This window comes from Brachybacterium sp. AOP3-A1-3 (assembly GCF_052378285.1).
GTDB lineage: Bacteria > Actinomycetota > Actinomycetes > Actinomycetales > Dermabacteraceae > Brachybacterium.
The window spans coordinates 42263-63278 of sequence record NZ_JBQSXM010000016.1 but is presented as its reverse complement, the minus strand read 5'-3'; the positions used below and the strand labels follow the sequence as shown (position 1 = coordinate 63278).

The 21016-nt window shown below is 71.0% G+C and carries 14 protein-coding genes; 9 read left to right on the top strand and 5 right to left on the bottom strand.

The annotated features are described in order from the left end of the window. Window positions 1-88: 88 nt before the first annotated feature. The 3 genes from ACT3T5_RS16030 to ACT3T5_RS16020 are packed head-to-tail and all read right to left on the bottom strand — an operon-like array spanning window position 89 to window position 3272. A complete protein-coding gene (locus ACT3T5_RS16030; RefSeq protein ID WP_444578858.1) occupies window positions 89-1354 on the bottom strand; it encodes an ABC transporter permease in 1266 nt (421 codons plus the stop codon). Continuing rightward, window positions 1351-2172 (bottom strand): ABC transporter ATP-binding protein, encoded by an 822-nt coding sequence (locus ACT3T5_RS16025; protein WP_444578859.1) that lies wholly within the window; start codon window positions 2170-2172, stop codon window positions 1351-1353. Before ACT3T5_RS16025 ends, ACT3T5_RS16030 begins: the two co-directional genes overlap by 4 nt. Further along, complete coding sequence (locus ACT3T5_RS16020; RefSeq protein WP_444594878.1) at window positions 2169-3272, bottom strand: efflux RND transporter periplasmic adaptor subunit; 1104 nt, start codon at window positions 3270-3272, stop codon at window positions 2169-2171. The genes ACT3T5_RS16025 and ACT3T5_RS16020 overlap by 4 nt, the downstream gene beginning before the upstream one ends. 237 nt (window positions 3273-3509) lie before the next feature. Here ACT3T5_RS16020 and ACT3T5_RS16015 point away from each other — a divergent pair, with 237 nt between their 5' ends. Together ACT3T5_RS16015 and ACT3T5_RS16010 are read left to right on the top strand one after the other, a co-directional pair. Beyond that, a complete protein-coding gene (locus ACT3T5_RS16015) occupies window positions 3510-4523 on the top strand; it encodes a serine hydrolase domain-containing protein (RefSeq protein WP_444594877.1) in 1014 nt (337 codons plus the stop codon). 116 nt (window positions 4524-4639) lie between these two features. After that, a complete protein-coding gene (locus ACT3T5_RS16010; RefSeq protein ID WP_444594876.1) occupies window positions 4640-5962 on the top strand; it encodes a hemolysin family protein in 1323 nt (440 codons plus the stop codon). Between the two features lie 56 nt (window positions 5963-6018). Here the strand turns inward: ACT3T5_RS16010 and ACT3T5_RS16005 are convergent, their stop codons facing one another. Next, window positions 6019-9855 carry an endo-alpha-N-acetylgalactosaminidase family protein gene (locus ACT3T5_RS16005; RefSeq protein ID WP_444594875.1) on the bottom strand — a complete coding sequence of 1279 codons (3837 nt, stop codon included), beginning with the start codon at window positions 9853-9855 and terminating at the stop codon, window positions 6019-6021. Between the two features lie 399 nt (window positions 9856-10254). Here ACT3T5_RS16005 and ACT3T5_RS16000 point away from each other — a divergent pair, with 399 nt between their 5' ends. The 4 genes from ACT3T5_RS16000 to manA all read left to right on the top strand — a co-directional run bounded on the left by ACT3T5_RS16000 (window position 10255) and on the right by manA (window position 15042). Beyond that, the gene (locus tag ACT3T5_RS16000; protein ID WP_444578864.1) at window positions 10255-10716 is read left to right on the top strand and encodes a glutaredoxin family protein; all 462 of its coding nucleotides are present in this window, start codon (window positions 10255-10257) and stop codon (window positions 10714-10716) included. 109 nt (window positions 10717-10825) lie between these two features. Then, window positions 10826-12577 carry a pyruvate dehydrogenase gene (locus tag ACT3T5_RS15995; protein ID WP_444594874.1) on the top strand — a complete coding sequence of 584 codons (1752 nt, stop codon included), beginning with the start codon at window positions 10826-10828 and terminating at the stop codon, window positions 12575-12577. A gap of 76 nt (window positions 12578-12653) precedes the next feature. Continuing rightward, window positions 12654-13715, top strand: coding sequence for a hypothetical protein (locus ACT3T5_RS15990; protein WP_444594873.1), 1062 nt, complete (start codon window positions 12654-12656; stop codon window positions 13713-13715). A gap of 22 nt (window positions 13716-13737) precedes the next feature. Further along, complete coding sequence (gene manA, locus ACT3T5_RS15985) at window positions 13738-15042, top strand: mannose-6-phosphate isomerase, class I (RefSeq protein ID WP_444578895.1); 1305 nt, start codon at window positions 13738-13740, stop codon at window positions 15040-15042. Window positions 15043-15051: 9 nt separating this feature from the next. Here the strand turns inward: manA and ACT3T5_RS15980 are convergent, their stop codons facing one another. Next, window positions 15052-16179 (bottom strand): MauE/DoxX family redox-associated membrane protein, encoded by a 1128-nt coding sequence (locus ACT3T5_RS15980; RefSeq protein WP_444578867.1) that lies wholly within the window; start codon window positions 16177-16179, stop codon window positions 15052-15054. 151 nt (window positions 16180-16330) lie between these two features. Here ACT3T5_RS15980 and ACT3T5_RS15975 point away from each other — a divergent pair, with 151 nt between their 5' ends. The 3 genes from ACT3T5_RS15975 to ACT3T5_RS15965 all read left to right on the top strand — a co-directional run bounded on the left by ACT3T5_RS15975 (window position 16331) and on the right by ACT3T5_RS15965 (window position 20903). After that, window positions 16331-17806 (top strand): aldehyde dehydrogenase family protein, encoded by a 1476-nt coding sequence (locus ACT3T5_RS15975; protein WP_444578868.1) that lies wholly within the window; start codon window positions 16331-16333, stop codon window positions 17804-17806. 242 nt (window positions 17807-18048) lie between these two features. Further along, entirely contained in the window at window positions 18049-19356 is a 1308-nt protein-coding gene (locus ACT3T5_RS15970; protein WP_444578869.1) for a M48 family metallopeptidase, read from the top strand. A gap of 116 nt (window positions 19357-19472) precedes the next feature. After that, a complete protein-coding gene (locus ACT3T5_RS15965) occupies window positions 19473-20903 on the top strand; it encodes an MFS transporter (protein ID WP_444578870.1) in 1431 nt (476 codons plus the stop codon). The last annotated feature ends 113 nt before the right edge of the window (window positions 20904-21016 follow it).

Sequence of the window (21016 nt, the reverse complement as noted above, 5' to 3'; positions counted from 1 at the left end):
CGGCGGATGCCCGGGACGCGCTGCTGCGTCGTCGGGCCGGCGCGCCGGGGACGGACCTTCCCGACCAGGCGGGCCCTCACGCCCACGCTCAGCTCCGGATCGCGTCGATCACCTTGATGCGGGTGGCGATGATCGCGGGCAGGGCGCCGGCGAGAACGCCCACGGCGGTCGCGGCGAGCAGGCCCACCACCACGGCGTCCACCGGGAACGGCGGGAGGTCCACCAAGCCCTGGTCGCGGAAGAAATCCGTCACGAAGGACGACTTGACCAGGGCGACCGCTGCTCCCACGCCGACGGCTCCGGCCAGCACGGTGGCGACCACCGACTCCATGAGCACCCCGAAGAACACGCGGCCCCCGGTAGCGCCGTAGGAACGGCGGATCCCGATCTCCCGCACCCGGTACCGCACCGTGACCAGGGAGATGTTCACCAGTCCCATCGCGCCGAGCAGCAGGATCACCACGGCCACGCCCGCTACCGCATACCCGAAGACCTTGAAGACGGACATCTCCTCCATGGCGAACGAGGTCGGGTACACGTCGAAACTGCCCGCACCACTGCCCGACAGGGCGCTGGAGAGCTGGCTTCGCACGGCGTCGGCCTGCTCGGGCGGTACCCAGACGAGGTACTCGGACGCGGTCGGAGTGTTCTTGTCATAGCCGGGCACCGCGGCCAGGCCGTCGGTGGCGATGTACGCCTGCGGGCCATAGTCGGTCGAGGCGTCCGGGGGGAGCACGCCGATGATGATCGCCTGCCCCGACTCCTGCGCACCCGTGGGTCCGTACAGGGTGACGGGCTCGGTGCCCAGCTCCGGTCTGCCGAGGGTCTCGTACAGGGGCTGGTTCACCACCAGCGCCGGTGCCAGGCGGTGCTGGTCGGAGTCGGAGATCCACCGGCCCTGCTCGACCTGCATCCGGTACATCGTGGCGTAGGAGGGGTCCACGCCGTTGAGCGCAGAGGTCTGCACTCCTTGCGTGGTCTGCATCCGCACGTCCGCGTAGGCGCGGCGGGTGCGATGCTCGATGCCGAGTCGATCGATCTGCGAGAACACGAGCTCATCGAGCTCCGCGCCGGTGAGCTGGTCCTGGTCGCCGGAGGGCGCGGCCACCTCGTTGCCGAACTCGTCCAGGGTGATCCCCATGTCACCCATCGAGCTGATCGCCAGCACGGTGTCCCGTCCGCTGCTCTTCTCCGAGGACTGCAGCAGGGAGCTGCCGAGCATCCCGCCGGCCCCCATGACCGCGGTCAGGGCGAATACGGAGAAGGCCACACCGATCAACGACAGCAGGATGCGGCCCTTGTTCACGCGCAGCTCGCCATAGGCCTCGACGATCGAGGCGAGGAACCCGGTCATGCCTGGACCTCCTGGCGAGAAGCGCCCGGAGCGGACGGAGATCCTGAAGCGGTGGAAGCGGCGACCGCCTCGCGCCCGGCGCGGAGGCCGACGGTCGCCGAGAGCGCATCCTGCGCCCCGGTGCTGCCGACGTCGTTCAGCACTCCCTCGTCCAGCAGGTAGGAGCGCCGCGAGAGGGCGGCGACCTGCAGGTCGTGGGTGATGGTCACGAGGGCGGCGTCGGATTCCCGGGCGATCTCGTCCAGCAGTGCCATGACGGCCTCGCCGGTGGTGACGTCGAGGGCGCCGGTGGGCTCGTCGGCGAGGATCAGCCGTGGCCTGCGCACCAGGGCGCGGGCCACGGCGACGCGCTGCTGCTCGCCGCCGGAGAGACGGCTGGGCTGCTGCTGCGCGCGGTCGGCCAGACCCACCCGGTCGAGCATCTCCATCGCGAGCCGTTCGCGCCGCCAGAACTGGCCGGCGCTGCCGTACATCAGCGGCATCATCACGTTCTCCAGGGCGGTGCGGCGCTCCAGCAGGTTGAACTGCTGGAACACGAAGCCGATGGAGGCGCCGCGCAGGCGGGCCCGTCGGCGGTCGCCGAGGCGGGACACGTCGGCCCCGTCGAACAGCAGCTCGCCGCTGGTCTGGCGGTCGATCAGGCCCAGCAGGTTCAGCAGGGTGGACTTGCCCGATCCGGAGCGGCCGACGACGGCGACGTGGTCACCGGCCTGCACGGTGAGGTCGATGCCGCGCAGGATGTGGAGGTCCTCCCGGCTGGGCAGGCGCACCGAGCGGCGCAGCTCGCGCAGCTCGAGCAGGGGAGGCGGCGTGCTCACCACATCTCACCGCCGCCCATGTCGGCCTCGGGGTTGTCCACGCCGGGCACGAACTGGAGGATCTCCTGGCCCTCCTCGAGGCCCTCGGTGATCTCGACGACCCCGTCGCCGCGCAGGCCGAGGGTGACCTCGACGGGGCTCGGCTCCCCGGTGACCTCGTCGAGCACGTACACGGTGCCGTTTTCGCCCGTGCCCTCGGCCGCGGTGGTGGGAACGCTGAGCACGCCGCTCGCGGAGCCGAGCTTCACGGTCACCTCGACGCTCAGGCCCGGGACGATCCGGGTGCCGTCGGGGACGGGGCACTCCAGCTGGGCGGCAGAGACGCTCGAGGTGTTCTCCTCGCCGGTCATCGGGTCGATCTGGGGGGCTTCGGGCTTCTCGACCTCGGTGTCCTCGGTGATGCCGGGGGCCTTGCAGTGCACCGGATCGGTGGAGGTGGGGAGGATCGCGGAGGCGTCGATGTCCACGTCGAGCAGGGAGAGCTGCTGCTCGGGGGTCAGCTCGGCGACGATCGAGTAGGTCCCGGGCGAGATCGTGGCGACGACGTCGCCGGTGGCGACGGACTCCCATTCAGCGAGGGTGAGGCCGGTGATCTTCCCGGGGGCGTTGGCGTACAGGGTGAGGTACCTGTACTGCTGCTCGGTCTGCACCGGCTGCGGTGCCGGCTGCTCGACGGGCTCCGCGTCGGCGCCCTCTCCGCTCGGGTCCTCGCCGTCGGCCGTTCCCTCGGCGGGCATCTCGGCCGGAATGTCGACCGGCGCAGGCTCCTCGGGGACGCGCACCTGCAGGATGCGCTGACCCTTCTCGACGGTGTCGCCCTCGCGGGCCCAGATCTTGTTGATCTCGCCCTCGTCGGTGGCCTTCAGCTCGGTGCCCTCATCGGGCTGCACCGTGGCGGGGAGCGTCAGCGCCGAGGCGATGTCGGACGTCTCGACGGGCACCACCGCATACTGGTCGAACTCGGCGGTGGGGACGTCGGGATCCTCGTCGGCCTCGGAGGCATCGGCGGGGAAGAACGCCATGCGGGCGAGGGACAGGGCGATGACCGCGAGGATCAGCATCCAGATCAGGGGGAAGACGTAGCGACGGAGGGCGGCCATGGTCGCCTTTCGTTCTGGTCGGCGACGGCGCCGAGAGGAGGTCCGGGGAAGGTGAGCTGCCAGCTGGGCCGACGACTTTTCCTATTCTTGCCTGATTTCGTGATCCATGTATCCGACTCAGGTATTGTTCTGCCGCCGGACTGCAGATCGTGGACTGCAGATCGTGGACTGCAGATGCTGGACCGCGGATCCTGGGCTGCCGATGACGGCGAGCCTCACGCGCCATAGGGTCGACGCATGAGCCCCGCCGATGCCGCCAGCCCAGTGACCACCCCCGCAGAGACCACCCCCGCAGGGACCACTCCCGCAGCTCCCGCCGCGCAGTCGGCGAACTCCTCGGGGATCAGCGACGAGCTGCTGCTGCTCCCGTTGCGCCAGCGGATCCTCGAGCGGGACCTCGGCGTGCGGGCGATCCACGTGCACCGCGCCGGCCGCGAGGACGTCTCTCACCGCTTCATGGACGACACAGTCGAGAACATCTACTCCTGTTCGAAGACGGTCACCGCGCTCGCCGTGGGCATTGCTGCCGGCGAGGGGCTGCTCGACGTCGAGGATCTCGTGGTGGACCACCTCCCCGCACCGGCTGACGGCTACGGCCGCGGCATGGACCAGGTGCGTCTTCGGCATCTGCTGACGATGACCTCCGGCTCCCCGATCCTCGGGTTCCTCGACGAGCAGCGCGATCACGAGGACCTCACCGCGCTGTTCCTCGGCACCGACCTGATCGCGACGCCGGGGGAGCGCTGGGAGTACTCCAACGGCTCGATCTTCCTGCTCTCCCGCGTGATCAGCGAGCGCACGGGGCAGAGCATGCGCGACTGGCTGATGCCGCGACTGTTCGAACCGCTGGGCCTCCTCAACCCGCAGTGGCACACCACCCGTGATGGGCACAGCTGGGGCGCGACCGGCCTGCACCTCAAGAGCTGGCAGCTGGCGCGTATCGGCCGACTCCTGCTGCAGCGCGGCGAGCACGAGGGTGCCCAGCTGGTGCCCGCCACCTGGATCGACGCGATGCATGCCGACGGCGCCTGGGTCGCCACCGGGGACGCCGAGCCCGAGAGCGTCCACTACGGCTACGGGATCTGGCAGTCCACGCCCGACGGTGCCTGGCGGGCCGACGGCGCCTACGGTCAGCTGATCCTCGTGCTCCCCCAGCAGGACGCGGTCATCACGATCACCTCGCATCTGGAGGGCCGGGGCGCCGCGGAGATCATGCGCGCCGTCTGGCAGGACCTGCTGCCCCTGCTCTGAGCTGCCGGTCGGGCCGCCGGGAGCCGCCGGCCATCTGCTGTGCGCCGCTTCATCGAAGCGGCGACGTCGCGACGCGGTCCCCGTCCCAGCACAGGCGCTACCGGTAGTTTTGCCCTATGGATCCTTCCGTTCTGCTGAACGTCGCCCTCGTGCTGCTCTTCGTGCTCATCGGAGGCGTGTTCGCGGGCACCGAGATGGCGATCGTCAACCTGCGGGAATCGCAGATCAAGCAGCTCGAGGAGGAGGGTCCGCGCGGCGAGCGTACCGCGACGCTGGTGCGCGATCCGAACCAGTTCCTGTCGGCGGTGCAGATCGGCGTGACGGTCGCGGGTTTCTTCTCGTCCGCCTACGGCGCGTCCACGATCGCCCCCTCCCTGGCCCCGGTCCTCGTGGGCATGGGGCTGTCGGAGTCGTCGGCGAGCACCGCGGCCCTGATCGGGATGACCCTGGTGATCGCCTACCTCTCGCTGGTGCTGGGTGAGCTCGCGCCCAAGCGGCTGGCCATGCAGAACGCGATGGGTGTGGCCAAGGTCGTGGGCCCGCCGCTGAGCCTGTTCGGCAAGGCCATGCGCCCCGTGATCTGGCTGCTGTCCACCTCGACCAACGTGGTGGTGCGCCTGCTGGGCGGTGACCCGCACGCGAACCGCGAGTCCGTCTCCGCCGAGGAGATCCGTTCGATGGTGCGCAGCTCCGAGGCGCTCGACCATGCGGAATCCCGCGTGCTGGCCGATGTCTTCGACGCCTCCGAGCGCACGGTCGTGGAGGTCATGCGGCCCCGGCACCAGGTGCACTTCCTCGAGGGCACCGACACCGTGGCCGAGGTGCGCGCCGAGATCCGCGACACCGGCTACTCCCGCTATCCCGTCACCGGCGAGGACGTCGACGACATCCTCGGCTTCGTCCACGTGCGCGACCTGCTGCTGGTCGATGACCTCACGACCACCCGGATGGCGGATCTCGTGCGTCCCATCGAGCACATCCCCGGAACCGTCGAGGTGCTCCAAGCGTTGAACCGGATGCGTGCCCACGCCGACCAGATCGCCGTGGTGGCCGACGAGTACGGCGGCACCGACGGCATCGTCACCCTCGAGGACCTGCTGGAGGAGCTGGTCGGCGAGATCTACGACGAGTTCGACCTCGAGTCGTGGCCCGAACCCGGCGGTCTCGACCGGATCGTCGAGGGCGACGGCACGCTCGACGGCGGGCTGATCCTGCAGGAGTTCGAGGCGGCCACCGAGATCGAGCTGCCGGACACCGGCGGCTACGAGACCGTCGGCGGATTCATCATGGCGAGCCTGGGCAGGATCCCCGTGGCCGGGGACGTGGTGCACGTCGACGGCGGCCGCCTCGACGTGGTGGAGGTCGACGAGCGCCGCGTGCAGCGGGTGCGCCTGGTGCGCGACGCCCCGCCGACGGAGGCACCTGCCGAGACGGCCTGATCGACCGGGGCGCCCACTGCCGTGCTGGCGGTGGGCGCCCCGTCCCGGACCGTTGGTCAGCCCGCCGGCGTCTCCTCCAGCTCGGTGCACTCGGGGGCGGCGGCCGCGCCGTCGGCCGTCCCGAGATCCTCGACGCGGAGGTTGTCGAGCACCAGATCGTTCTGCGGGCCGCTGCCCGTGTTCTCGATCCCGATCCAGGTCGCATCACACGCCCCGGCCGTGAACTCGTGCTCGAAGCGGGCGTCGGTCCCGCGTGCCTCGGGGATCGCCTCCCGGTCGAGCACGGTGGTGCCCGGCTCCTCCCCGTCGGCCGCGAGCGAGTCGCCGCCCACGATCAGGCTGTACGAGTCCTCGAAGCCGGTCTGGTGATCGAAGGAGACCCGGTAGCGGTGCCCGGCCTCCAGCGGCAGCGATCCCGTGGTGGTGCGCAGGATCAGGCCCTCGTTCTCCTCGTGGGCCATGAGCGACCAGTCGCCGTCGAGCACGTTGTCCAGGAGCTTGCCGCCCTCGACCACGTCCCCGTCGGTGTTCGGGCCGTACCAGCCGGCCTGCGAGTACGGGGCGTGCAGCTCGGCGAGCTGGGTGCGGGCGTCGCCGCCCAGCTCGGCGGAGCCGGTCACGAACGGCCAGTAACCGGTGTCCACGTGCTCGAAGTCCTCGAACAGCACGGTCTGCTCCGTGGCGTCCGGATCCTCCGGGGCCACGAAGGGCACCACACGGGCATCGTCCACCCGCACCGGGGTCTCGCCGTCTCCGGCGGTGACCGCCAGCGTCACGGGGGAGCCATCGGTGGTGAAGGTGACGCGCACGCGCTGGAAGTACTGCTCGTGCTTGTCGTCGGACGCCGTGGCGTTGACCGCCATCGAGGAGTCGACGACGGTGGTCGCCATCCCGTCCGCGCCGGCCTGGTGGGCGGTGGGGACGACCCCGTCACCGGTGGCCGCGACCGTCACGTCGCGGGTGTCGGTGGGATCGATCTGCACCGAGGCCCAGGCGCTGTAGGTCCCGGCGGGAAGGTCCCTGGTGGGATCGGCCGGGTCGTGGAGCTGCTGCGAGATGCCCGCCGCGCCCGCGCCGACGACGGCCTGGAGGTTGCGGTTGCCGTCGGTCTCGATCTCGACCGCGCCCTCGGGCGACCAGGCGCCGAGGCGACCGGAGAAGAACCCGGGATCGGTGACCGGGCTGCCCTCGCCCCACTGCGGATCGGCCTTCTCGGGCATGTCCGAGGTCGGGTAGAGCACGTAGGCCGTGCCCGCCTCCGCCTCGAGGGTGACCTGCCCCTTCCGGACCGGCACGGTGATGCGGCCGCCGCGGCCGGTGTCCGTGAGCGGGTACATGACCAGGGAGCCCTGGTCGGCCCACTCGGGCGTCAGGGTCCAGGTGGTCCTCCCGCCCTCGGGGCTGTAGTGGTAGAGCCGGTCCCCGGTCCCGCCGGTGCCCGTCGCCGCGGCGGGCTCGGAGGAGCCGCCGTCGGCGACCGCGGCGTCTGCCCCGTCGGACCAGGGCAGCAGGTAACCGCCGTCCTCGTAGACGGTCGCGCCGCCGTGGGTGATGGTGCGATCGGTGGGGATCTCGGTGCCGCCGACGGAGTCGACGTCCGACGTGGCGACGGTGCCGTTGCCGAGCACCACCTCGCCGTCGCCCCACTGCATGATCGGCGCCTGCTGCATGTACTTGGTGGGCAGGTTCCGCTGCCACACCGTGTCGAAGAGGGCGTTCGCGTCGTGGTGCCCGGTCCAGCCCTCGAACTCCTGCACGTTCGCGTTGGACAGCAGCGGGTCCGGGTTCCAGATGTCCTTCTCGTCGTTGTCCAGGAAGCGGATCACCTGGGAGTTGATGCCCTTGTTGGTGGAGCCGCCGTAGTTCTCGTCGTTCGCCCAGTGCGACCAGGTCGAGGCGCGCGGCATCTTGTCGGCCCACTCGGTGGAGACCGACCAGCCCTGCTCCTGCAGCTCCTGCGCGAGGCGCTGCCCCTCCCAGCCGTTGGGGTAGTACACGTCCATGTACAGGAAGGACAGGTTCTCGGGCGCCTCGTCGCGGAGGTCCTGGAAACGGTCCAGCACGTTCGTGGTGCCGAGGTCCTTGGGGCCGTCGATCGCATAGGACTGGTTCATCCAGCCCCAGCCCATCTTGAGCGGCTGCTGGAGCAGGTCGTCGGAGAAGGCGTAGGCCTCGGAGTAGGACTCGGTGGCGTTGACGTGCACGCCGAAGGTCGCGTTCCAGTCCTCGCCGGCCGCGGCCAGGGTCTCGAGATCCTCGAGGCCGCCGGCGCGCTCGTTGTAGTGGCCGGCGTAGTCGGGATGGGCGGAGTCGTGGCCCTCGGCCTGGTAGCCCTTGAGCATGACCGACTGGCCCAGGCCGTCGGTGGCCAGCGCCACCCGCTTGGTGTCGTCCAGCGTGCGCAGGAACGGGTGCGTGGCCTGGGAGACGATGTTGAACGGGATCCGCTTGATGACCTCGTTCTTCACGGCGTCCCCGCCCACGACCTCCTCCTGCACGCCGCGGGCGGCGATCGCGGCGTCCTGCCAGTCCAGCGCGCCGTCCTCGTTCGCGTCGGCCGTGATCGCCACGCGCACGAACGGGTCCGCGTCGGCGCCGAGGCCGAGATCCGCGGTGGAGCCGCGCACCACGAAGGTGCCCGGCGAGACGGTGCCGTAGGAGGCGCCGTCGCCCTGGGCGAGCGCGACGATGTAGCGGGAGTTGTCGGTCTGCACGCGGCCCGCGGTCGCGCCGCCTGCCGTGTTGTCCTCGACCGCGTTGGTCTCGAACCCGGCCGCGAGCTGGTCGCCCGCGATCAGCGCCACGTGCGAGGGGTCCTCGAGCGCGGTGCCCTCGTCGAGGGAGGCGAGATCGTAGACGTGGTCGCCGCTGCGGTCGCGGTCCGCGGAGAGATCCGCGCCCACCACCTGGGCGCCGGCTTCGGTGCCGTTGGCGGAGGCGAGGTCCAGGCGCGGGATGGAGAGGCGGTGGATCGCGCCGGCGGGATCCTCGAAGTTCGTGAGCGTCCAGGTCATGGTGCTGCCCTCGACGGAGATCACCGCGTCGAAGCTCGTGCCCTCGAGCGCGGGGACCGTGAGGTGGTAGGCGGCGCTGAGGCCGTCCTCGGAGACCTCGGGAGCGGTGACCTCGACGTCATAGGGGACGTCGTCGATCACCACGGAGGCGGGGGCCTCGCCGTAGCGGCCGGCGAGGCTGCCCTCGCCGAGCGTGTAGTCCACGACCTGCGGGAAGTCGGGGTGGAGGCGCACTGTCAGGTCCGCGTCCGAGATCTCGACGGTGCCCTCCGGCGGGTCCACGACGATCGGATCCGGATCGGCCTCCTCCCCGATCACGTCGACGTTCAGCTCGGCGAGCGAGGCGACCTTCTCCGGCGGGGACGTCTCGGGATCCGATGCCTTGCCGCCCCAGGAGCTGAGCCACACCACCTTCACGCAGCTCGCCTCGACGGGCGAGTCCAGGGTGACCGTGCGCTCCGTGGCGGCGTCGGTCAGGGAACCGTCGAATCCGCCCTCGGCGACCTGGGTGTAGGCGGTGTCCGCGCAGTCGGGATCGGTCGAGGTGTAGATCTCGTAGTCGCCGATGTGGCCGGAGCCGTTGGAGTCCTGGCGGGGCTGCAGGCGCACGCGCGCCACCTCGACCGGTGATTCGGAGACCTGCACCGAGAGGTGGTGGGGGAGGTCGTCGACCCCGTCGCTCCAGGCGGTGTGCCACATGGTCGACGGATCTCCGTCCAGCACGTTCGCGGCGGGTGATCCCTCCTCGACGGAGTCCGCGTCCATCACGCTCATCGCGCTCTGCGGGAGGGCCACATAGGTGGGGTCCGCGCTCGCCGGGGCGGCGAGGGAGAACGGGGCGAGCAGCGTGACGGCGGCGCCGAGGACGAGCGTTCGCACGGGCCGACGGGGACCGCTCGGGTGCGCGGTCCGACGGGAGGGGGAGGGCAGAGAAGGGGAGGAAGAGGAGTAGGGGCGATCCTGCTGGGGACCGGGGGAGGGGGACGATCGGCGCGTCATCGGAGCCTTTCGAGGCGGTGCGGGCGAGGGCCGGACTGCTTCGACGACTCCGGGAGGTGAGCGACTCTGAGCGTTTCCGGGTGCTTCCAGTCACCACTATGCATGCTGCATCGCGCCCGCGGGCCGCTTCGCGCACCTTGAGATAAACGTTTTGCATCGGAGGTCGGCACCGCGCTGTCCGGACGGCCTGTCCGACGGTGCTCGAGGGCCGGTCCGGCAGCGGCCGGGACACCGCAGGGCAGCCCGCCTGGCCCGGCAGGCCCGGCGTATCGTGAACCCATGGACCGGCGCACACTCAGCAGCCTCGCAGTGGGATCGCTCGGCGTCGTCGTGGTCGCCGTGATGCTCGGGGTCGAGGACCTGCGGACGGGAGTGCTGACCGGGGTGGCCGGGATGGCCGCCGTCCTCGCCCTGACCTTCTGGTCCGGTCGGCGCGGTCGCCACACGCCGTGGCCCCGGGCGGCGGATCTCCTCGCGTCCGGCCAGGCGGTGGTGCTGTGGAAGCCGGGGTGCGTCTACTGCGAGCGTCTGCTGCTGCAGATCCGCTCAGACCCTCGCGTGACCTGGGTGAACGTATGGCGGGACGAGAGCGCGAACGCCCGGGTGCGGGCCGTGAACGGCGGCGACGAGCTCACGCCCACCGTGCTGCTCGGCGAGGACGTGCTGCGCAATCCCTCCGCTCGCGAGCTGCGCGCAGCCCTGAATGCGGCCGCGATCGTGGAGCGCCCCGGGCGGCGGTGACAAGGCTCCTGCCTCGAAGCCCGTCGTCGTGCCCACCTGCAGGGCTACGCTCGAGGGGACTAGCCCGTGCCGGGTGCCGCCCGGCTGACCTATCTCCAGGAGGTACCCGATGCCCCGCATGTCCTTCGCCCAGCTCCTCGTCACCCAGCTCCGTGACCTCGGTGTCGAGCGCATCTACGGGGTGGTCGGCGATTCCCTGAACCCCGTCGTCGACGCCGTGCGCACCACCGAGGGCATCGACTGGGTGCATGTGCGCAACGAGGAGGCCGGCGCCTTCGCCGCCGGCGCCGAGGCCCGGCTGACCGGGAAGCTCGCCGTGTGCGCGGGCTCGTGCGGCCCCGGCAACACCCACATGATCCAGGGCCTGTACGACGCGCATCGCGACGGCGCTCCGGTGCTCGCCATCGCCTCCCACATCCCGTCGGCCAAGATCGGCACCGGCTTCTTCCAGGAGACCCATCCCGAGATCCTGTTCCAGGAGTGCTCCCACTTCTGCGAGATGGTCAACTCCGGCACCCACGGCACCACCATGCTCCACATCGCCGTGCAGACCGCGATCGCCAAGAGCGGCGTCTCCGTGCTCGTGCTGCCCGGCGACGTCGCCGACGAGGAGGTCGACGGCGCGCTCACGAAGGACCTGGCCACCGACCTCGGCCGCGTCCAGCCCGCAGCGGCTCCCGTCGGCCGGCTCGCCGAGCTGATCGACGCCGCCGACTCCGTCACCCTGTTCACCGGGGCCGGGGTGCGCGACGCCCGCGAGGAGGTGCTCGAGCTCGCCGAGCGGGTCAAGTCACCGATCGGTCACGCCTTCGGCGGCAAGGAGTTCATGCAGTACGACAACCCGTACGACGTGGGCATGAGCGGCCTGCTCGGCTATGGCGCCTGCTACGACGCGATGCACGAGGCGGATCTGGTGATCCTGCTGGGCACCGACTTCCCCTACAGCGAGTTCCTGCCCGGGCCCGACGGGAAGAACCCCCCGAAGGTCGTGCAGATCGACGCCGAGGCCTCCCGGCTGGGCCGACGGGTGCCGCTGGACCTCGCGATCCACGGCGACGTGGCGCTCACCCTGCAGGCGGTGCTGCCGCTGCTGACCAGCACCAAGAGCCACCGTTTCCTGCACCGGATGCTCAAGGCCCACCACAAGGCCCTCACCGGCGTGGTCTCCGCGTACACGAAGAACGTGGAGCGCATGAAGCCGATCCACCCCGAGTTCGTCGCCGCGACGCTGGACTCCCTCGCCGACGACGACGCCGTGTTCACCGTGGACACCGGAATGTGCAACGTGTGGGGCGCCCGCTACATCACCCCCAACGGGAAGCGCCGCCTGTTCGGCTCCTGGCACCACGGCACCATGGCCAATGCGCTCCCGCAGGCCATCGGCGCCTCGAAGGCGTTCCCCGAGCGCCAGGTCATCTCGATGAGCGGCGACGGAGGGCTCGGCATGCTGATGGGTGAGCTGCTCACCGTGAAGCTGCACGACCTCAACATGAAGATCGTCGTGTTCAACAACTCCAGCCTCGGCATGGTCAAGCTCGAGATGCTCGTGGAGGGCCTGCCGGACTACGGCACCGATCACGAGCACGTGGACTTCGCGGCGATCGCGAAGGGCGTGGGCATCGGCTCGGTGCGCATCACCGACCCCAAGAAGCTCACGAAGCAGCTGGCCGACGCGCTCGCCACCCCGGGCCCGATGCTGATCGACGTGGTCACCGACCCCGACGCCCTGTCGATGCCGCCCAAGATCTCCGCGCAGCAGATCCGTGGTTTCGCGACGGCCTCGACGAAGATCGTGCTCGGTGGCGGCGTGGGCAAGATGCTGGACATGGCGGCGACGAACCTCCGCAACATGCCCCGGTGAGGCTGCCCCGATTGCGGGCTCGTCCTGTGGAATGCTGGGCGCTCGGGGTCGTTCGTCCACGGAAGGGTGCCGCACCATGGCTTTGATCCATCCGCGCAGCCTGGAGCGCTGGCAGGAGTGGAGGTCCACCCGGCGGCGTGCCCCGGGCGTCCATGAGGAAGGTCGCAGGGCTCTGCGGCCGCTGCGCCCGCGGACCGTCCCCAGCGGGTACGTGCTGCACACCCGGGACGGCGAGGCGGGCGCGACCGGCCGCGTGCTGCTCGGCGTCGACCTCCCCGTGGGCACCACCCCGGAGGGCCTGCTCGCCGCCCTGCCGTACATGCACGGTCCGGCCATGGTGCTGACCAGGGCCGGGACCGACCTGGACGAGGTCGCCGGACCCGAGTGGCGGCACGAGTCCGTCCTGGATCCGACCTCGGCGTTCGAGGGCGCCGGCATCACCTCCGTGATCACGCTCGGCTGGCACCTCGGCGTGGGCCATCTGGTCCATGAGTGGGCCCTGGAGGCAGGCGTCCCGGCGGCGGTCGTCCAGGACGACGTGCTCACCCCCTATGCCGCCCCACTGCCCCCGGAGACCACCGTGCTGGCCTGGTCCGAGGAGGACGGCGACTTCCATCGTGCGCAGCGAGACGACATCGACGTGCGGGTCGTGGGCTCGCAGCGCCTGTGGCAGGCCGCCCATGAGAGCGCCGTCGACCTCGACGGGCTCGAGGACCGGCCGGTGTTCCTGGGCCAGCTCGGCGCGATCGAGCTGCCCCGCCGCCTCCCGCTGGCCACCGCGGACTCGTACTGCCGCTCGGCCGGCGCGCTCTATCAGCCGGGTCTCCTGGAGACCGACCGGATCGCGCGCGGCGCCCATGCGCTCCTGCGCCGGCGAGGCATCGAGTTCCAGCCCGGCGGCATCGCGGTCAAGGATCAGAACCGGCCCCTCGTCTCGATGCTCTCCGCCGACGTCCTCGAGGCCGCCGTGCGCGGACTGCCCGCGTGGGTGCACGGCCCGAAGCTGCCAGCCTGGGTGCATGAGCACTGGGAGCGGTACGGCATGCGGCCCACCGGCGGCGACCCGACCCCCGCTCCGCCTCTGGCCGCGGACGAGCCCGCCCGGCTGATCGCCCAGATCCTCGAGGGCACTGCGTGAGCGTGGAGGGCGCTGCGTGAGCATGCTGGACCTGGAGAGTCATCTGCAGCATTACGCCTGGGGCTCGGAGACGGAGATCCCCGCGCTCCTGCGGAAGGCGCCCGACGGGAGACCGTGGGCAGAGGCCTGGTTCGGCGCGCACCCGATGGCTCCGTCGAGCATCACGGGAGGGCCGAGCACTGCGGGAGGTGGAAGCACCGCGGGGGGTGAGAGCCTCGATGCGCTGATCGCCGCCGATCCGGTGCGCATGCTGGGTGCCGACGTCGGCCGGGCGTTCCAGGGCCGTCTCCCGTACCTGCTGAAGATCATCGCCGCCGAGCGCCCGCTCTCCCTGCAGGTCCACCCCACGCGCGCCCACGCCGAGGAGTCCTTCGCGGCGGAGAACGCCGCCGGGCTTGCGCTGGACTCTCCGCGGCGCACCTACCGCGATGCGAACCACAAGCCGGAGATGCTGATCGCTCTGACGCCGTTCACCGCGCTGTGCGGGTTCCGGACCCCGCGCCGGGCCGCCGTGATCCTGGAGGGCCTGGGCACGGCGCTCACCGACCGCCTGCACAGCCTGCTGGTCGCGAACCCCACCGCGCACGGCATGCGCGCCGCCTTCCGCACCCTGGTCTCCGCCTCGATGCGGCCCTCTCCCGAGGCCGTGCACGAGGTCGTCGACGCCTGCCGGGCCCGGGCGGAGGCGAATGCCTCGCCGTCCCCGCGCATCGATCGCTTCGTCGCCCTGCTGGCCGCCCACCATCCCGGGGACCCGGGCGTGGTCGCCGCGCTGCTGCTGAATCCGGTGACCCTGCAGCCGGGGGAGGCGATGTACGTCCCGCCCGGCGCGCTGCACGCCTACCTCCATGGCACCGGTCTGGAGGTGATGGCCACGAGTGACAACGTGCTGCGGGCTGGCCTGACCCCGAAGAAGGTCGACGCCGACGAGGTGCTCCAGTGCGTCAGCGTCACCGCCGCGCCGCCGCTGCGGGTCGCGCCCGAACGGCAGAACCCGACCTCCGTCGCCTACTACGCACCGGTCGACGACTTCGAGCTGGCGATCACGCAGCTCCCGCCGGCGGACGGCGCGGGTGCAGGGCAGAGCGGTGCTGGGCAGAGCGGTGCAGGGCTGAGCGGTGCGGGGACGACCGGCGCAGGGGCGGGCGGTCACCCGATCCCGGGGACGGGGCCCCGCATCGTGCTCGCGCTCGAGGGGGAGATGACCCTGAACACGGCGTCCGGGACCCACGCGCTCCCCGCCGGGAAGGCGGTCTTCATCCCGGCGGCCGACGGACCGCTCACCGCCCACGGTGCAGGACGGTTCGCCCAGGCCAGCGTGCCCTGACCCGGAGTGTCAGCCTTCGGGGATCGGGAGCTCCCCGTCGGCCTGCGCGCTCTGCAGCTGCTCCTGGATCTCCTGGACGAACGCGATGACGTCGCTGCCGCCGGTCACCGGTCCGCCGGCGAGCATGCCGTCGGCCCCGAGGAGCACCGCGCTGGGGGCGCCGCGGCTCCCGAGCGCCTCCCGGGCGCTGAACACCGGATCGTGCAGGGCGTGATCGCCCACCCGGGCGAGAGTGCGCTCGCGCAGCTTCTCCAGGGGCCGGGAGAACACCGTCTTCACCTGCATGAACGGGGAGAGCGTGGTGATCCATCCCGGGACCTCGTCGAGCACCCGCTCGCAGGGGCCGCAGCCCTCGCTCACGAACACCAGCAGGGCGGCCTGCTGCGCGCTCAGAACGCGCAGGGTGACCAGGGAGCCGTCGGGCCGCTGCAGCACGCCGGCGGGGACGGCGTCGCGCTCGTAGTCGAGCAGCTCGCCCTCGTCGTCGATCTCGGACTCGTCATGGACGGGAGTGCCCACGCCTGCACGTGCGCTGGCACTGGCGCCGGCACCGGCGGCGGGGGCCCGCTCGCCGGCAGGACCACGGGCGCCGGCGGCCGGGGAACCCTCCTCGGCCTCGGGCGTCGTCCCCCCGAGCGACAGCACGGTCAGCACCACGGCCAGCAGGAGCACGACGCCGAGGTTCACGAGCGAGAGCGGCTGCTGCACGAGCACCGCGGTCATGGACCCGGAGGCCGCGGAAAGGATCGTCAGCAGTGCGAGCGCCGAGAGCAGCACGTTGCGGCCCAGCGTGACGCGGGAGACGGTCGGGGAGGCGAGCGTGCCGAAGCAGGAGCACTCCACGGTCTCGTCCCAGGTCAGCGCCCGCGCGATGATCACCAGATAGGTGAGCATCAGCGCGGCGACCAGGAGCGAGACCATCACCTGCAGAGGGACCGCGGGCACCCAGAGGATCAGGGCCAGCACGATCTCCGCGACGGGCAGCACCGAGGCGATCGACCCGTGGAACGGGCGCAGCGGGATCCGCAGCGACGTCATCGCGTCCTCGGTGCCCTGACGTGCCCCGAGCTTCGCCAACCCGGAGATCAGTAGCGTCAGGGAGAGCAGGATCGGTGCCGCGATCAGCACAGTCGTCATCGATGTCCTCCTTCGTCGGCCCGCGCGTCGGCCCGAGGTCCACCTCCAGTATCGGGCATCGCGCCGCATCGTCCGGGACCCGGATTCCGCGCGGAGCGGACGCAGGGACCGCTCACGGCCGGCGCCCGGGCGAGGGTTCTACGCTGGGACCATGGCGACCGACGCGCACCCCTCGACCTCCGACGCTCCCCATGCCGGCTCCACGGACTCCACGGAGTCCGCAGACCCGGCATCCGCTGTTCGGTGCGAACGGATCCTCGAGGACGTCGCAGCCCTGCGAACCTCGTTCGACGCCGGCAGCACGCGCAGCATCCGGGCGCGCCTGAACCAGCTCGCGGCGCTGCAGAAGGGTCTGCGCGCCGAGCGGGGCCGGCTCACCAAGGCGCTCGCGCAGGATCTGGGTAAGTCCCGCCTGGAGAGCGCGATCACCGAGCTGGGTGTGGTCAGCGAGGAGATCTCGTACGTCTCCAAGCACCTCAGGAGCTGGCTGCGGCCCGAGAAGTTCTCGATGGGTCTGCTGCTCGCCCCCGCCTCCGGGGAGCTGCACCGCGAACCGCTGGGCACCACCTTGATCATCGCCCCGTGGAACTACCCGGTGAACCTCACCCTCGCGCCCGTCGTCGCGGCGATCGCCGGCGGGAACACGGTGCTGCTGAAGCCCAGCGAGGTGGCCCCGGCGACCTCCTCCGCGATCGCGTACCTGGTCGCGGCCCACCTCGATCCGGACTGGGTGCGGGTGGTCGAGGGCGGTGTGGAGGAGACCACGCTCCTCCTCGAGCAGCGCTTCGACCTGATCTTCTACACCGGCAACGCCACCGTGGGCCGCATCGTGGCCCGAGCCGCCGCCGAGCACCTCACGCCCACCGTGCTCGAGCTGGGCGGGAAGTCCCCGGTGTTCGTGGACGACGGGGCGGACCTCGCCGTCGCGGCGCGACGCATCGTGTGGGGCAAGTTCACCAACGCCGGCCAGACCTGCATCGCCCCGGACTATCTGATGGCCACCCCGCGCACCATCGAGCGCCTCGTGCCGCAGCTGCGCAAGGCGGTGCGGGCGATGTACGGAACCCGTCCGGAGCGGGCCCGCGACTACGGCCGCATGGTCAACCGCAAACACTTCGACCGGGTGCACGCCCTCATCGACGACGACCGGGCGATCATCGGCGGCACCGGCACGGCGGACCGCCGCAACCGCTACCTGCCGCCCACGATCCTCACCGGCGTGGACTGGGACGATCCGGTGATGGACGAGGAGATCTTCGGCCCCGTGCTGCCGATCCTCGCCGTCTCCGGGGCCGACGAGGCGATCGCCCGGATCCGCGAGCGCGAGAAGCCGCTGACCGCCTACGTCTTCACCTCCCGCCGGACGACCGAGGAGCGCTTCGCGACCGAGACGTCCTCGGGATCCCTCGCGATCGGCCTGACCCTCGCCCACATCGGCACCCCGACCCTGCCCTTCGGCGGCGTGGGGGAGTCCGGCATGGGCGCCTACCACGGGCGAGCGGGGCTGGAGACGTTCACCCACGCCAAGCCGGTCGCCCGCAAGCCGCTCACCCCGGACACCCTGAAGCTCGTCTACCCGCCGTACAAGGGCGCGAAGAAGGCCCTGCTGGGCCGGCTGTTCCGCTGAGCCGACCGGGTCGCGAAGCGGCCTGTTCCACTCGGCTCAGGGGATCCAGGGCGCAGGGATCCGCCGCACGGTGGAGCAGGGTCCGCCCTGCGGTGGACCCACCCCCGCCCTTCGGCTCGATCTGCTCGGCCCTGCGGCCATGATCAGCCCGAACGGGGGCCACGAGCTGGCGCCGCCCAGGCTCGAGTTCTACCGTCGGTCGCAGCGACCCACCACGGGCCGGCCGACGGAAGGACCCCACCATGACGATCCCGCCCCCAGGAGCTCCGCAGCACCCCGGTGCCGAGGAGCACGGTGCGCCCCGCAGCGAGGCGCCCGACCCGTTCCACCCGGGCGATCCCACCCTCGTCAACGGCTCCACCATCCACGGGTTCCGCGGACAGAGAGCGATCCGCCACCCCTGGGAGATGCGTCTGCTGGTGCTCGGCGTGGTGCTGACGATCCTCGGGTATCTCCTGTGGGCCGCACTGCTGGTCACCACCGGCTACCTGTACTTCGCCGAGGGCCAGCGGACGGTCAACGAGCTCTGGAAGTACGTCAACATCGTGCCGTTCATCGCGCAGCTCGTGGCGATCCTTCCCCTTGCGCCGCTGATCTTCTGGTGGGTGCGCGCCACGATGTACGCGCAGCTGCGCACGAACGCGGTGCGGATGAGCCCCACCCAGTTCCCCGAGGGCTACCGCATGGTGGTCGAGGCCGCCCAGCAGTACGGGATGCGCCGCGTTCCCGACGCCTACGTGCAGCTGGGCAACGGCACGATCAACGCCTTCGCCTCCGGTCACGGCTTCCGTCGCTTCGTGGTGGTCTACTCCGACCTGTTCGAGATCGGGGGGAGCGTGCGCGACCCCGAGGCGCTGCGCTTCGTGATCGGCCACGAGGTGGGCCATCTCGCGGCCGGTCATGTCTCCTACTTCCGCCTGGTGTTCACCACGATCATCAACATGATCCCGATCCTGGGCCCCGCGCTCTCCCGCTCCCAGGAGTACACGGCGGACAACTTCGGCTACTCCTACGCCCCGGCCGGCTCTCCCGGCGTGGTGGCCGTGCTCTCCGGCGGCAAGTACTTGAACGCCGAGGTCAACGTCCACGAGCTCGCCGATCGAGCCGCCACCGACCCCAGCTTCTTCGTGCACTGGGTGAACCTGCTGTCCTCCCACCCCGTGACGACCTGGCGCGCCCACTCCCTGCGCGACCGCTCCAAGCCCGGCTCGCTGTGGATCCGTCCCTCCGGCACCGCGTTCCAGTCCCCGCTGCCCCCGGGGCACGTGTGGTCCTCGCGCTTCCCGACCCCGGGCGACGCCCTCGCGATGCTGGACGACGCCGATCGCCGCCGCCCCGCCGGCAGCGCCGGCCAGTTCGGCCGCTTCCCGGGGGCCGACTACTCGGCGCGCCCCGCCGCCCGTGACCTTCAGCTGGCCGCGCCCCAGCTCTCCGGTCGCACCGGCTACGTGATCCCGGCCGGGCCGTACCGCGACGATGCCCGTGAGGTGCCACGCCCGGCAGCGGCGGATTCCCAGGACTGGATGGGCGGGCAGCCGCCGCAGGACTGATCCGCCCGCCGCAGCCGCCCACGTGCCGGGTCCCCGAGCCCAGCCCGTGGGCGGCGCGCTGTCCCTCTGCTCACCTCGGCCTCCTCAAATCTGCAGTGGATGCATAAGGTGGCCAGGTGATCCCTGACCCCAGTGCGCCGACTCCTCCGGTGCGCCGCAAACCCCTGCTCGCCGTCCTCCTCGCTCCTCTGTTCATGGCGCTGATCGCCGTGAGCGTCATCAACGTCGCACTCACCGCCATCGGCGAGGGTCTCGACGCCGATTCCGGCGGGCTGCAGTGGGTGATCTCCGGCTACGCGCTCGCCTTCGGCATGCTGCTGGTGCCCGCCGGTCGTGCGGGAGACGCCACCGGCCGGCGCCGCATGTTCATCATCGGCGTCGGGATCTTCACGCTCGGCTCCCTGCTCAGCGGTCTCGCCCCGAACGTCGAGATGCTCAACCTCGCCCGCATCCTGCAGGGCATCGGCTCGGGCCTGCTGAACCCGCAGACCGTCGCCCTGATCCAGCAGCACTTCCGCGGTCAGGACCGTGCCCGCGCCTTCGCGCTGCTGGCCACCACCGTCGCCGTCGCGACGGCGATCGGTCCTGTGATCGGCGGTCTGCTGATCCAGATTCTCGGCCCCGAGCAGGGCTGGCGCTGGATGTTCCTCATGAACATCCCGATCGGTCTGGTCGCGATCCTGGGCGCCTTCAGATACATCCCCGACGACAAGGCACGCGGTCGCAGCCGGCCCGACCTCGACCCCATCGGCACGGTCCTGCTGTGCCTGGCGATCCTGGGCGTGATGCTGCCCTTCCTCGAGCGCGGGGCGGGCGCTCTGGTGTGGCTGTCGTTCCCGGTGGGGCTGCTGATGCTGGGGCTGTGGTGGTTCTGGGAGCAGCGCTACAAGCGCGCGGGCAAGCCCCCGATGGTGGACACCGCGATCTTCTCCAACCAGGCGTTCCGCAACGGCATCCTCGTGGTCTCGGTGTACTTCCTCGGTGCCACCAGCGTGTGGATCATCGTGCCGCTCTACCTGCAGATGCACCTGGGGCACACCGCGTTCGAAGCCTCGCTGATGGGCCTGCCCTCCTCGATCGCGGCGGCGATCTCCTCGCAGATCGCCGGGCGCTATGTGCTCACCTTCGGCCGACGGATGGTCATCGTGGGCTTCGCCGTCGCCTTCTGCGGCCTGCTCGGCACCGGCCTGCTGGCCGGGTTCGTGGAGAACGGGGTCGTGCCCTTCTGGTGGCTCGCCGCACCGCTGACGCTCATGGGTCTCAGCCAGGGCATGACCATCTCCCCGAACCAGACCCTCACCCTGAACTCCGTGGACCCGAGGTTCGGCGGGGTCGCCGGCGGTATCCTGCAGCTGGGTCAGCGCATCGGTGCCGCCATCGGCACCGCGATGATCCCGGGCATCATCTTCTCCCTCACCGAGGGCGGGCACGACTGGTTCGAGGCCTTCATCATCGCGATCGCGATCATCATGGCGCTCACGCTGGCCGCGATGGCCGTGAGCTTCGCGGACCGGGCGCGCGAGAAGGCGAATCCCGGAGCGCTGTAGATCTGGGGCGCGGCCAGCCAGGAGTGCTGCCGGCCCGGGACGTAGTACCAGGGATCCGACGGGGGAGAGCACTATGGGGCCGCGACGACGCGACCGCACGCCGGGCGGCAGCC